This is a genomic window from [Bacteroides] pectinophilus, from assembly GCA_025146925.1.
Classification (GTDB): domain Bacteria; phylum Bacillota; class Clostridia; order Lachnospirales; family Lachnospiraceae; genus Bacteroides_F; species Bacteroides_F pectinophilus.
Map to the genome: position 1 here is coordinate 1746711 of CP102260.1, position 14928 is coordinate 1761638.

General features: G+C 43.1%; 11 protein-coding genes. All 11 read right to left on the reverse strand.

Translation table 11 applies throughout. The annotated features are described in order from the left end of the window. Positions 1-87: 87 nt before the first annotated feature. The 11 genes from rny to rseP all read right to left on the reverse strand — a co-directional run bounded on the left by rny (position 88) and on the right by rseP (position 14917). A complete protein-coding gene (gene rny / locus NQ488_08195) occupies positions 88-1665 on the reverse strand; it encodes a ribonuclease Y (protein ID UWN94569.1) in 1578 nt (525 codons plus the stop codon). A gap of 95 nt (positions 1666-1760) precedes the next feature. Then, complete coding sequence (locus NQ488_08200; GenBank protein ID UWN94570.1) at positions 1761-2390, reverse strand: recombination regulator RecX; 630 nt, start codon at positions 2388-2390, stop codon at positions 1761-1763. Positions 2391-2392: 2 nt separating this feature from the next. Next, positions 2393-3511 (reverse strand): recombinase RecA, encoded by a 1119-nt coding sequence (recA, locus tag NQ488_08205; GenBank protein UWN94571.1) that lies wholly within the window; start codon positions 3509-3511, stop codon positions 2393-2395. 142 nt (positions 3512-3653) lie between these two features. Next, complete coding sequence (locus NQ488_08210) at positions 3654-4901, reverse strand: competence/damage-inducible protein A (protein UWN94572.1); 1248 nt, start codon at positions 4899-4901, stop codon at positions 3654-3656. Positions 4902-4951: 50 nt separating this feature from the next. Next, complete coding sequence (gene pgsA / locus NQ488_08215; protein UWN94573.1) at positions 4952-5494, reverse strand: CDP-diacylglycerol--glycerol-3-phosphate 3-phosphatidyltransferase; 543 nt, start codon at positions 5492-5494, stop codon at positions 4952-4954. Beyond that, a complete protein-coding gene (rimO, locus tag NQ488_08220) occupies positions 5478-6821 on the reverse strand; it encodes a 30S ribosomal protein S12 methylthiotransferase RimO (protein UWN94574.1) in 1344 nt (447 codons plus the stop codon). Before rimO ends, pgsA begins: the two co-directional genes overlap by 17 nt. Before the next feature lie 238 nt (positions 6822-7059). Beyond that, positions 7060-7572 (reverse strand): Gx transporter family protein, encoded by a 513-nt coding sequence (locus NQ488_08225; protein UWN94575.1) that lies wholly within the window; start codon positions 7570-7572, stop codon positions 7060-7062. 12 nt (positions 7573-7584) lie between these two features. Then, entirely contained in the window at positions 7585-7962 is a 378-nt protein-coding gene (locus tag NQ488_08230) for a NusG domain II-containing protein (protein UWN94576.1), read from the reverse strand. A gap of 14 nt (positions 7963-7976) precedes the next feature. Beyond that, positions 7977-12488 (reverse strand): PolC-type DNA polymerase III, encoded by a 4512-nt coding sequence (locus tag NQ488_08235; GenBank protein ID UWN94577.1) that lies wholly within the window; start codon positions 12486-12488, stop codon positions 7977-7979. Positions 12489-12491: 3 nt separating this feature from the next. Next, entirely contained in the window at positions 12492-13547 is a 1056-nt protein-coding gene (ispG, locus tag NQ488_08240; protein ID UWN94578.1) for a flavodoxin-dependent (E)-4-hydroxy-3-methylbut-2-enyl-diphosphate synthase, read from the reverse strand. Positions 13548-13561: 14 nt separating this feature from the next. Then, positions 13562-14917 (reverse strand): RIP metalloprotease RseP, encoded by a 1356-nt coding sequence (gene rseP / locus NQ488_08245; GenBank protein UWN94579.1) that lies wholly within the window; start codon positions 14915-14917, stop codon positions 13562-13564. Positions 14918-14928 lie beyond the last annotated feature (11 nt).

The following is a 14928-nucleotide window of genomic DNA, read 5'->3' on the forward strand; positions in this document are numbered from 1 at the left end:
TTAATTGGTGGAATTTAAAAAGGAAAGTATTGAAAACATTACATCTTCAATACTTTCCTATTTTAGTTTTAGAACAATTTCATATGCCTACTTGGCGTAATCAGTCGCTCTTGATTCCCGGATAACATTAACCTTAATCTGACCAGGATATTCCATCTCAGATTCAATCTGCTTTGAAATATCTCTTGCCATAATAACCATATCCGCATCACTAACGACTTCAGGAACTACCATTATTCGAATTTCTCTACCCGCCTGAACAGCAAATGACTTCTCAACTCCCTTATATGAGTTGGCGATATCTTCTAATTGTTTAAGTCTGTTTGAATATGTCTCTAACGTCTCTCTACGAGCGCCCGGTCTTGCTGCTGATATAGCATCAGCTGCCTGTACTATACAGGCGATAAGGCTCTCCGGCTCAACGTCTCCATGATGTGCCTCTACTGCATTAATAACAACTGGTGATTCCTTATACTTCTTACAAAGATCTACACCAATCTGAATATGCGAACCTTCCATCTCATGGTCAACAGCTTTACCGATGTCGTGAAGCAGACCTGCTCTCTTGGCAAGTCTTACATCTGTACCAACTTCGGCAGCTAAAAGTCCTGACAACTGTGAAACTTCAATTGAATGCTTAAGTGCATTCTGACCATAACTTGTTCTGAACTTCATCTTACCTAAGAGCCTTACAAGCTCAGGATGCAGTCCATGCACACCAGTCTCAAGTGTTGCGGCTTCACCTTCCTCACGAATTATCGTCTCAACTTCCTTCTGCGCCTTCTCAACCATCTCCTCAATTCTTGCCGGATGAATACGTCCATCAAGAATGAGCTTTTCCAATGCAATTCTCGCTACTTCTCTACGAATAGGATCAAAGCCTGATAAGACAACAGCTTCCGGTGTATCATCAATAATCAGTTCTACACCTGTAAGCGTCTCAAGAGTACGTATATTACGTCCCTCACGTCCGATAATACGTCCCTTCATCTCATCGTTAGGAAGCTGTACAACTGAAATAGTAGTCTCGGCAACATGGTCAGCAGCACACTTCTGGATAGCTGTTACCACATAATCCTTAGCCTTCTTATCAGCCTCTTCCTTTGCCTTAGTCTCCATTGATTTGATCATTACAGCAGTGTCATGTTTTACTTCTTCTTCAACAGTCTTTAAAAGATATTCTTTTGCTTGTTCGGAGGTCAATCCTGAGATTTTCTCAAGTTCCTGTTGCCTTTTTTGCTCAAGTTCTTCGACCTTCTGTCTTGTCTTGGCAAGTTCTTCTTCCTTGCGGGCAAGATTAAGATCTCTCTTTTCTACAGCTTCAGTCTTCTTATCAAGAGTCTCTTCCTTGGCAAGAACACGCTTCTCATACTTTTGTATCTCAGCACGTCTTTCGCGAACTTCTTTATCAAGTTCATTCTGAACTTTGATCTTTTCTTCCTTCGCTTCAAGCAAGGCTTCCCTTGACTGCGCTTCAGCTGCTTTCTTTGCCTCATCTGCCTTCTTTCTGGCATCATCAAGTAACTTGTTGGCACGCTCGTTCGCACTGCCAATAGTTGCGTTAGTTTTCTTCTCGATTGAAGACTTGGCAATAACCCATGTAATAGGTGCGACTATAACTAATGTGATAATCACAGCAATAAGCACTGGCAAAAAACCTGACACAGGAGCACCTCCTTATTTAGTTTTCATTGTACAAACATACAACAGTTAAATATTATACTTTTTTAGCTGTCATGTCAAGCAGATACGCATACTTTTCAATGTGTAAGTTCATTCATTACATACTGTATATTGTCGTAATCGAATCCCTTACGTGCTAGATATGCTATTGTCTTTGACTTTTCCCCGTATGTCATAGCCGACGTGTCATGGCATCTTTTTTCTATCAGCTTTCTTATAAGATCATTCTGCGCATTACTGTTAGCCGCATAATATTCGTCACATGCACTGTCTATAACAGTCTGTGCAATCCCCTTGGAGTACAGGTATGCTTCCATCTGGCGCCTGCTTCTCGTATCTGCCTTGCACCAGACATAATTAGACGCATATCTCGCATCATTAACAAATCCATGTTCTTTCATAAACTGAATAGTAATGTTAATTATGTTCTCCGGATATTTCCCGTCAGTCAGCTTGTCAGCCAGCTGACTCTCAGTAATGTCACGCCTGGTCACAATATGTAATGCACGGTTTCTTGCTCTGTCTTCAAGGATTCTCAGAATATCCGCATACTGTTCCGGTGTTATGCGCACTCCCTCCTCCAACGCAAACTTACGAATCTCCTGATTATACAATGCGAATGACTTCCCATTGTCGCTAAGACGCACAAATCTCTTCTTGCTGCTTATGTCTGTAATTCCGACTATCTCATATCCGTCTTCAGACATTCTTATGCCTCACCATCCGCTGCACCCGTAGCAGTCTTTGCCTTGGCCTGACTGTCGGCCTTACCGTCAGCCTTACTATCTGCCTTACCGTCTGCCTTGGAATTATTCTTAACATCTTCCGCATTAATGCCGATTCCGTGTGCCTGCTTAACCTTAGCTACAACTTCCTCCATTACATCAGGATGTTCATCAAGATACTTCTTGGCATTCTCACGTCCCTGTCCGATCTTCTCACCGTTATATGCAAACCATGATCCGCTCTTCTGGATAATATCATCCTTGGCAGCAATATCAATAACATCGCCTGATTTTGATATTCCTTTGCCGAACATTATATCGAACTCTGCTTCCTTGAAAGGCGGCGCTACCTTGTTCTTGACAACCTTAACCTTGACATGGTTACCAACAGCCTCATCACCCGACTTAATTGTCGTAATCCTGCGGACGTCAAGTCTTACAGATGCGTAGAACTTAAGTGCATTACCTCCTGTCGTAGTCTCAGGATTACCAAACATAACACCAATCTTCTGTCTTATCTGGTTGATAAATATAACTATACAGTTGTTGCTGCTTGCAACAGGCGTAAGCTTACGCATTGCCTGTGACATAAGTCTTGCCTGCTGTCCCATTGTTGCATCACCCATATTGCCATCAATCTCTGCCTTAGGCACAAGAGCTGCGACAGAGTCTACTACAACAATGTCAACTGCACCTGAACGCACCATTGTCTCTGTAATCTCAAGAGCCTGCTCTCCGCAATCCGGCTGGGATATATACAGATTATCAATATCGACACCTATATTCTTGGCATATACAGGATCCAGCGCATGCTCTGCATCTATAAATCCGGCAATTCCGCCTCTCTTCTGCACTTCTGCCACCACATGAAGTGCGACAGTAGTCTTACCACTTGATTCAGGTCCGTATATCTCAATAACCCTTCCTCTCGGAAGTCCTCCTACACCGAGTGCAAGGTCAAGTCCAAGTGACCCTGTAGGGACTGTCTCTACATTCATGTTAGCTGATGAATCGCCAAGCTTCATTACAGTTCCCTTGCCAAACTGCTTCTCAATATTATTAATCGCTGCATCAAGCGCCTTAAGCTTATCTTCGTTAGCCATATTACTTATTACCCTCCGTTATATGAAATTATGTTCGGAACATCTGTTTGTTTCTGAATATAAATATATCTGAAATCCAAACAAATGTCAAGTGCTATTTATTCCGTCCGGATTCCAGATATATTGTTGTATATTTCAGTATTTATTTGTCATCCTCGATTATTCTTCTGCGCACCATATCAAGTGCCATCACAACAGCCTGTTCACGTATCTTCTGGCGGTTCCCCCTGAACATGAATTCTTTGACGGTAACCTTGTCCCTGTAATAACATCCTATATATACAAGACCTACAGGCTTGCCTTCAGACGGTTCAGGACCGGCAACACCTGTAACCGATACACCAACTTCGGCATCTGATGCGAGTATAGCTCCCTTCGCCATCTCTTTGGCAGTCTCCTTACTCACAGCACCGTATTTTTTAAGGATTGCTTTGTCCACACTTAATGCCTTGCGCTTTGCCTTATTGGAATATGTTACGAATCCCTGTGAAAATACTTCGGAAGCACCGCTCACATTAACAAGCCTTCCCGCAAGGAGTCCGCCCGTACATGATTCTGCCGTCACAATCTTAAGTCCCTTCTTATCAAGCATCTCAACAACAACATCCTCAAGATTGCAATCTGCATCTACAGTATATACATCTTCCCTGAATCTGCTCTTTATCTCCTTGGCAACAGGCTTGACAAGCTCTTTTGCAGCATCTTCGGTGTCTGCACTTGCCGTAATCCTTATCTGCACTTCGCCTGTCTTGGCATATGTTGCAACAGTAGGATTGTCCTGGGCATCTATAAGGTCAATAATCTTCGTCTCCGCCTGGCTCTCTCCAATTCCACACAGCTTTATTGTCCTTGAGAAAATCGCCTTCGGGTTACGGGCCATAAGATATGGCTTAATATCTTTCCTGAACATGACCTCAAGTTCATTAGGCGGTCCCGGAATTAATATAAGCGCTTTGTCACCGCGTTCCATTATAATTCCGGGCGCGGTACCGTTGCGGTTGTCTATTACGATGGCTCCTTCAGGTACCATAGCCTGTTTCCAATTATTATCAGTTATATTATCCTTATAAATGCTGTTCTTAAGTACATTCCCAATATGTTCCCTTGTGTGGGCATCTTCAACAAGTCCCTTACCCATGACTGATGCAGCAGTCTGCATTGTGATATCATCTTCCGTAGGTCCGAGTCCCCCTGTTATAATTACCGTATCAGCTCTTCCAAGAGCAAGATTAATTGCATCTGAAAGTCTGTCAGGATTATCACCCACAACCTGCTGGTTGTAGATGGAAAGTCCTATTGAAGCACATCCTGCTGAAAGAAATGCCGCATTGGTATTAACAATACTTCCCATAAGTATCTCAGTTCCTACAGATATCAGTTCAACTGTCATATTTTCTCCAATCCGTGCATACGCACAATAACAGGTCTGTCAGATGCAGGTTACTTATCATCCGACATAACGCCTATGTTCCTGTAAATGTAATCAACGAGTGAGATTACCGTAAGTGCAAGCGCAATATATACAAAAATCCATTCAACTGTATCAGCATATGGGTAATCAAGCTGCAGAATAAGAAGAATAGTCATAATCATCTGAAATGTTGTCTTGAACTTTCCCCAGTAGTTAGCCGCTATAACTACGCCCTTATCAGCTGCAATCAGCCTGAAACCGCTTATTATGAATTCCCTGCTTATGATTATTATTACTATCCACGCAGGGAGATAGCCCAGCTCAACAAAAGCTATAAGCGCTGAACATACAAGAAGCTTATCGGCAAGCGGATCCATAAACTTTCCAAAGTTAGTTACAAGATTGTACTTTCTGGCAATCCTGCCATCAAGCATGTCCGTAAGACTTGCAAGTACAAATACTGCCGCCGCAATATATTTTGATGCATCACCTGCACAATCAGTAAGCAGGAATACCAGAAATACCGGAATCATAATGACTCTTAATACTGTAAGTTTATTCGGCAAATTCATAATCAGGCTCTCCTATCAAATCGTAATTATCTGATGCTGTTATCTTTACAGGTATAAAATCCCCTGACATAAGCTGTGCATCAGTATTGACAAATACATATCCGTCCACATTAGGTGCGTCCCTGTATGTCCTGCCCACATATACATCCTCATCAGCAAGCTTTCCCTCTATCATGACCTTAAGTGTTCTTCCAACTACCTCCGCCGAACGGTCGGCTGATATCTCCTGCTGAAGTTCCATTACTGCATCACGCCTTGCTGCCTTGACATCCTCATCAATCTGATTATCAAAGCCTGCTGCCGGTGTATCTTCCTCAGCAGAATATGTGAACGCTCCAAGTCTGTCAAACTCCAGTTCATCAATAAAATCAAGCACTTCTTCATGCTGCTCTTTGGTCTCACCCGGGAATCCCGTAATAAGAGTTGTTCTTAAGCAGATATCCGGTATCTCACTGCGGAGTTTTTTAACAATATCAATAAGATCCTGCTTAGTTGTACGCCTGCCCATTCTCTTAAGAATAGCATCATTGGCATGCTGTATCGGAAGATCAAGATAATGACAGACCTTAGGTTCTGACTTGATTGCCTGAATAAGAGTATCATCAATCTCTTCCGGATAGCAGTACAGAATCCTTATCCACTCTATACCGTCTATTGCCGCAAGCTCATGAAGCAGCCTGTGGAGTGACTTTTCCCCATAGAGGTCTGTTCCGTACAGGCTTGTCTCCTGTGCAACAAGTATAAGCTCCTTAACGCCCTGCTCTGCAAGGTCTTCTGCCTGCTTTATAAGCTCATCCATAGGAACGCTTCTGTATGAGCCCCTCACTTTAGGGATGATGCAGTATGTACAGCACTTGTCACAGCCTTCTGCAATCTTAAGATATTCATAATATCCTCCGGTCGTGACAATTCTTCTGTCATGAGTCTGTGGAAGCCTGTTAATGTCCTCAAAACAATTAATGCCATCTCCCTGCTTATTGACAAGTTCATCCAGTGTGTCGGCAATCTTATCATATGCTGATGTTCCGACTACTGCGTCAACCTCAGGAATCTCATCAATTATCTCCTGTCTGTATCGCTGTGCAAGACACCCGCATGCAATAAGGAATCTGCATCTGCCGTTCTTCTTAAGTTCTGCCATCTCAAGCAGCGTATCAACGCTCTCCTGCTTGGCATCGTGAATAAAACAGCATGTATTAACAACCACCGCATCTGCCTCATTCTCATCATCTGTGAATTCATATCCTCTTGAATGAAGCTGTCCGAGCATCATTTCTGTATCTACAAGATTCTTGTCACAGCCAAGTGACACAAACATTATCTTCATACTAATATACTAATCTCCGTTCCTGCCCATTCTCGTGGCATTCAAAGTTTGTGCGCAAGCACATTACATTGATTATAATTGAAAATATGCAAAAAAACAAGCTTTTCGGTTTTCAATGTACGTCCATTAATTTTGGAAATGTGAATTGAATGATAAAGATGATATATCCAAAAAAGATGGTATGCCTCTTAAGGCACTGTAGAATAATCTGAAAATCTGAAATTCCATCACGGAATAATCATACAATATCATTAAGTCCGTTTTTTTGCAAGCTTATTTTTATTATTCTGGCAACGCACCCATTTACAATTCCCGTTATAACTCCTGTTATAAGCAGCACGGGAAGATAATATGCAATCTTTGCGGTTCCCACGACTACTGCTGCCGCCGCTATCTGTCCTATATTGTGTGCCGTCCCGCCGGCAACGCTTACACCAAGCATGGAAAAACGGCCGGATTTCTTAAGCAGTATCATTACAATGATGCTTAACATTCCACCGCTTATGCTGAATATAAATGCTGCCATATTGCCAAACAATATACTTGTAAGCACTATTCTTAATATATCAACGCAGAACGCGGTGCGGCCTCCTGCCACATACAGGACAACAAGTACCGCTATATTGGCAAGTCCGAGCTTAGCTCCCGGAACACCTATTGATATCGGCAAAAGCATCTCAACATAACTGAATATCATTGCAAGCGCTGTGAATATACCACAGAATGCAACGAGTCTGCTATTTTTTTTCATAACACTTCCTTTTTATACTGCCGCATCTATATCGGCATTATCTCCGGTAATCTCAATAACAGTCCTGTGCGGAAGGCACACTATTGTCTGTCCCGGGTTCTTAATCTTCCCGGTCTTAACGCACACTTTATCCGGACAGTCCGCATCCTCCATCCACACAGTGCTGTCATTTATAATTATCTTATTGTTTCCGCGTTCAGTGCCTAATTCAATAACCTTATTACTGTTAAGCGGATATTCTCCATAGATCTCTCCGTCAACGCGGACCACTACCTTTGCGGATGACTCACCAAAGCTTCTTCCCGGCAGCGCTGTATACATATATATACTTCCTGCCACAAGCAGAACAGCCGTAACAAGAATAATATCATTAACAGTTTTCTTACTCATACACAACCTCATTTTTAAAAATCAAAAAGTGACAGCTGGTTCGTATCGGGAAGGCTTCCCAGAATTCCAAATGAATCCAGAAGGCTCACCGCACTGTCTCCAACCTTGGCACGTGTCTTAAAATCCTCTTTGGAAAGGAACGCACCGTCCCTTGCCGCAATCTCTATGGATTCGGCAGCGACTTCACCAAGTCCGTCTATAGCCTTAAGTGATGGCATTATCTTTCCGTCTATTACCTGAAAGCTTCTTGCCTTAGCCCTGAATATATCTATAGGCATGAATTCAAAACCTCTCGCATAGAATTCCTGTACTATTCTCATATCCGCATATGTCGCTTCTTCGGTAGGCGACAGCGTCTTGGCATTATGTCTTTCTTTATAATCCTTTATATAATACTCAAGCTTGTCCCTGCCCATACACATAAGATTATATGAAAATGCATCAGCTCTTATACTGAAGAATGCGCAGTAGTATGCAAGCGGGTAAAATACCTTACAGTACGCAACACGCCATGCCATCATAACGTATGCAGCGGCGTGCGCCTTAGGGAACATGTATTTGATTTTCTTACATGACCATATATACCAGTCAGGTACGCCTGCTTCTTTCATGATTGGCAGCCACTCATCTTTAAGTCCTTTACCTTTACGGACTGATTCCATTATTGTAAAGGAAAGCTCCTTATCAAGCCCCATGGATATCAGATATGTCATAATATCATCTCGCGTACATATTGCGGTTGAAATTGTCGCCTTGCCTTCCGCAATAAGTGTCTGGGCATTGCCAAGCCATACATCAGTACCATGTGCAAGTCCGGCAATTCTTACAAGATCTGAAAAATGCTGCGGTTTGGCATCAATTAACATCTGCATGGCAAAGTCTGTACCAAACTCAGGTATTCCAAGTGCTCCAAGCTTCGTTCCTCCAATCATGTCCGGTGTAATTCCGAGCGCTGACGTGTCCTTAAATAGTGACATTACCTCAGGACTGTCAAGAGGTATCTCTGTCGGATCAAGTCCCGTAAGATCCTGAAGCATACGAATCATCGTAGGGTCAAGATGTCCAAGGATATCAAGCTTCAGCAGGTTATGGTCGATACTGTGGTAATCGAAATGTGTCGTCGTTATTCCTGAATCCATCTTGTTTGCAGGATGCTGTATCGGTGTAAATGTATGTATCTCCTCACCGATTGGAAGAACAACAATTCCTCCCGGATGCTGTCCCGTTGTACGTCTTATATCAACACAGCCTGCTGCCAGACGCTCTATCTCACAGTTACGCTTGGTTACGTTATGTCCAAGCTTCTCACTCTGTTTCTCAAAATAACCTTTAACATATCCGTAAGCCGTTTTCTCAGCAACCGTACCTATCGTACCTGCCTTGAATGTCTGCCCCTTGCCGAATATAACCTCAGTATAGGCATGTGCCTTACTCTGGTATTCGTTAGAAAAGTTAAGGTCGATATCCGGCTCCTTGTTACCCTTGAAGCCAAGGAATGTTTCAAACGGAATGTCAAATCCTTCCTTACGCAGCTTCTTGCCGCACACAGGGCATATCTTATCAGGCATATCGCATCCTGCCGCACCTGAGAACTTTCTGACATCTTCAGAATCAAAATCCACATAATAGCAGTTCGGGCACAGATAATGCGGACTGAGCGGATTAACCTCCGTAATACCTGCCATTGTTGCTGCAAATGATGAGCCTACAGAACCTCTTGAACCAACCAGATATCCGTCATCATTGGATTTCCACACCAGCTTCTGTGCAATAATGTACATAACCGAATATCCGTTGGATATAATTGACTTAAGCTCTCTTTCAAGTCGTTCTTCAACAACCGTAGGAAGCGTAGGTCCATACATCTCATGCGCTCTGTTATAACATATATCCCTTAGTGTCTGGTCAGAATTTTCAATTACCGGAGGACGCTTATCAGGGCGCACAGGCTCAATCTTCTCACACATTTTCATGATTCTGTCAGTGTTGGTGACAACAATCTCATACGCCTTATCCGCATCAAGATACTCAAACTCCGCAAGCATCTCCTCTGTTGTACGCAGATAAAGCGGTGCCTGCCTGTCTGCATCATCAAAGCCCTTCTGTGTCATTACAATACGTCTGTACACCTCATCCTCAGGATTCATAAAATGCACATCTCCCGTTGCAACTACAGGCTTATTAAACACCTCGCCGAGATGTATTATCTTCCTGTTAAGGTCTATAAGATCCTGTTCATCCTTAACCCAGCACGAATCACTGTCTATCATGAACCGGTTATTGCCTATCGGCTGTACCTCAAGATAATCATAAAAATTAACTATTCTTGCAATCTCTTCCTCAGGTGCTCCGTTAAGAACCGCCTGGAACAGATCTCCTGCCTCGCACGCACTTCCGACTATAATTCCGTCCCTGTATCTGGCAAGAAGGCTCTTAGGTATTCTCGGCCTGTTGGCAAAATAAGTTATGTGTGATGCCGATATCAGCCTGTACAGATTAATTCTTCCCTGCTCGCTTGATGCAAGCAGGATTATATGATATGTAGGCATCTTACGGATTGCATCAACGTCAGGGGTTCCTGCCTCGTTAAGCTGGTCAAGAGTCAGGATATCGCGCATCTTAAGCAGCTCACACATCTTAAGGAATATGCCTGCCGTAGCCTCTGCATCATCTACCGCACGGTGATGGCTTGTCAGCACCACATTAAAATGCTTGGTCAGCGTGTCCAGCTTGAAGTTATGAAGTCTTGGCACAAGGAAACGTGCAATCGCCAGTGTATCTACTACCGTATTGTCAAATGTCATTCCCTGCTTTGCAGCCTTATTGCGTATAAAGCCCGTATCAAATTCCGCATTATGTGCAACCACAACGCAGCCTTCGCAGAATTCAAGAAACTCAGGAAGTACCTGCTCAATCTTAGGTGCTCCCATTACCATTGAATCATTGATTGATGTAAGCTTTTCTATCTTAAACGGAATCGGTACTTCAGGATTAACGAAAGTCGAGAATCTGTCAATTATCTCCCCATCTTCAATCTTGACTGCACCAATCTCTATTATCCTGTCATTTTCCGCCGAGAATCCCGTCGTCTCTATATCAAAAACAACATACTTCTCATCAAGGCTCTGATTCTTAGAGCGTATTACCGGCTTCTTTGTATCATCTACCAGATATCCCTCCACTCCGTATATTATCTTAAAATCAAAGTCCTCGCCCTTTTTCTTAGCTGCACCCTCAAGGTCTCTTACAACATGGAATGCATCTGTAAATGCCTGGACTGTTCCGTGGTCCGTTATCGCAATCGCTTTCTGTCCCCAGCTAAGTGCCTGCTTTATCAGGTCTTTTGCGTATGAGACTCCGTCCATGTCACTCATCTTAGTATGGCAGTGAAGCTCTACACGTTTGGTAAGTGCATGATCCATTCTCCTGACACGCGTATCACTCGACTTGCGGATACCCGTCACTGAGCTTATCGAAAGTTCATGGTCATATTTGTCCAGCATTGTAACGCCTTTTATCTTTATAAAATTCTTTTCCGTGATAAATGACGTAAGCTCCGGAAGCTGCTCATTCTTGGCGAACATCTTTACGGTTATTGTGTCTGTAAAGTCCGTGACATCGAACATTATGATAGTCTTTTCGTTACGGATTTCACGAAGTTCAACACGCCTTATCATTCCGGCGATTACAACCTCGCCCATCTCAGACTGTATCTGGCTTATATGTATAGGCTCCTCATCAAAGTCACGTCCAAAGAGAACATCCGGATTGTTCGGCCGCTTCTGGTATCTGTCCTGTGAATACCTTGGTTTTGGGCTCTCTTCTGCCTTTTTAATCTCTTTAACGGGCTCAGCATTCTGCTTTGCGGCTGCCCCGTCACCTGCCGGCTTTTTCTTAATGGATGCACCTGTTGCACCGTCATGCACATCCGCTGATGCAGACTTTGCAGCGAGCACCTTTTCCTGTATCTCCTGCACACGCCTTGCTATCATCAGCTCATTTTCTTTTTCAAAATTAGTTTCTTTCTTTTTCTCGTATCTGTAGACTACATCTATCTCAAACCCAAATCTGTTAAGAAATATCTTCTCAAAATATTCCCTGAGTGTTCTGTCGTATGTATGCGCAAGAAATGAATCCTCAAGTATCAGCGTCAGCTCATCTTCCTTTTCAAATGTCCATTTGGAATTCTTGAGCAGGTTATATTCGAGTGTCCAGTATTTTTCCAACTCAAAAAGGATGCTGTCGTAGTATACGTCCATAATCTTCTGTGGAGTATACTGCTTAGACAGATCATATCTGTCGATTATCCTGACGTCCATATTCTTAATACGGAACACCTGGCTTTTGAGTATGTCCTCCATCTTATATACCAGTTCCTTGTGTATAAGGTGCCTGCTCTTCACATACACCCTTGCAAGCGAATTGGTTGAAGTCTTAGTAACTTTAACTACTTCAGCATCCGCGAAGTTATCTTTTAATTCCTGGTCGTCAATTCTAAGCGCAGAAAAAACTTCAAAAAATGTCATATCTTATTCCCAGTTATCAAGCTCTTCTTTGAGCACTTCAAGGAGTCTGTCCTCCTCTACCTTCTTTACAATCTCTCCGTGTTTTATGAGTACGCCGCAGCCATCTCCCCCGGCTATTCCGATATCAGCTTCCTTAGCTTCTCCCGGGCCGTTGACTACACAGCCCATTACAGCTATCTTTATCTTCAGATTGCTGTATGATGCCGCAAGTGTCTCTACCTGATTAGCAAGCCCGATAAGGTCTATCTTGGTACGCCCGCATGTAGGACATGAGACCACCTCAATTCCACTCTGTCTTATTCCAAGTGTTTGAAGGATGTACCTGGCAGCCTTAATCTCCTCAACAGGATTGCCAGTAAGTGAGACTCTGATTGTGTCACCGATTCCATGATACAGAATAACTCCAAGTCCGACTGCTGACTTTATGCTGCCCCTGTATACAGTGCCTGCCTCAGTAATTCCGACATGAAGCGGATGATCCGTCTTACTTGCTATAAGTTCATGTGCTTTAATGCACATAGGAACATCGGATGACTTTATGCTTATTACAAGATTATCATATCCAAGATCTTCTATAATCTTAACCTTGTCAAGTGCGCTCTCGACAAGTCCTTCGGCAGTTACGCCGCCGTATTTTACAACAAGGTCCTTTTCGAGTGAGCCGCTGTTAACTCCGACTCTTATTGGAATATTGTGATCCTTTGCAGTATCTACGACTGCCTTGATCTTGCTGTTATCTCCTATATTGCCCGGATTAATTCTTATCTTATCAGCACCGTTCTCAATAGCTGCAATTGCCATCCTGTAATCAAAATGTATATCGGCAACAAGCGGAATGTGAATCTGCTTCTTTATCTCTGCAATTGCATCCGCTGCCTGTCTGTTGGGTACAGTGCATCTTATGATGTCACATCCTGCCTTTTCGAGCTCAAGAATCTGGGCAACCGTCGCCCTTACATCCTCTGTCGGTGTATTGGTCATCGACTGTATCAGTATCGGATTGCCTCCGCCTATAACTGCATTGCCTATTCTGACTGTCTTTGTATTATCTCTGTACATATCTTAACCTCACATCAAAAGAGATTTTTAATATCGTTAAACATTACCACAACCATAAGTATCATGAGAAGTATCATTCCCGCAAAATGAACGATGCCTTCTTTTTCCTTGGCTACCGGCTTACCTCTTAATATCTCAAGTATGACAAACAGAAGCCTTCCTCCGTCAAGTGCCGGAAGCGGAAGAAGATTCATCACACCTAAGTTGGCACTAATCATAACCGTCATGTTGAACAGATTAAGCAGCACATAGAACGCTCCGTCTGACTTGCTCTCTTCAACAACATCCCCGATTACGCTCACAACGCCGACAGGACCTGACACATCATCAAGTGACACCTGTCCCCTGAACATCATTCCAAGACTTCCGAATACTGTTCTTATCCAGTATCCGACATCCTTAAAAGCATATCCGACAGTTGACAGTGCTCCCGCCTTCTGTCTTGCTCCATATGAATAAAGTCCGGTATAATAGCTCTCGCGTTCCTTCATCTGCGGAGTTACATTAAGAGTGAGCTCTTTGCCGTCACGCTCAACAACTATTGTCTGTTCGCTGCCGTCACACGCTGCAATTATGTCTACAATCTGCTGCGTATTCTCAACCTCTGTTCCCTGAATGCTCTTTATCTTATCGCCGGCTTTTATTCCGCCTTTTTTGGCAGGAGAATCATTCTCTACTGTCTGTATGCTGCAATCAGAAAGGATTGTGATTCCTGTCATATAAGATACTTTTTTCTGATACTCCGGAACTACTTTTGCCGTGTACTTCTGTCCTTCACGCTCATAAGTTATATTCAGTGTCCTGTCAGGATGCATGAGCGTCTCAAGAGATAAATCCCTTGAAAATGTAACTCTGTGCCCGTTAATCTTAGTTATAAGGTCTCCGGCTTCAAGCCCTGCGCTGCTTGCAGGGGAATTGTCGGCAACAGCAGAGACTTCACATGGATCATACCCTGCGAATCCGATAATAATAACCGAAAGGACAAATGCAAGTATAAAGTTAAACACTGGTCCTGCCGCCAGAATTGACATTCTTGCCCATACTGACTGTGCCGGGAATGACCTGCTCATGTCGTATTTTTCTTTTACTGATTTTTCTGCACTATTGTCAGAAGTCTCTTCGCTTTCTCCTTCTTCTGCTTCATCTTCAGTATCAAGGAAATCTTCTCCCAGCATTATACATGCTCCACCAAACGGAAGCAGCTTTATACTGTATACTGTCTCGCCTTTTTTAAAACTTACAAGCTTCGGTCCGAATCCTATACAGAATTCCATTACCATTACTCCGTTAGCCTTTGCCAGAATAAAATGTCCAAGTTCATGAACAATTATTATTACGCTCAGTACGATTATTGCTAATACTATATTCAAGTGCCATACCT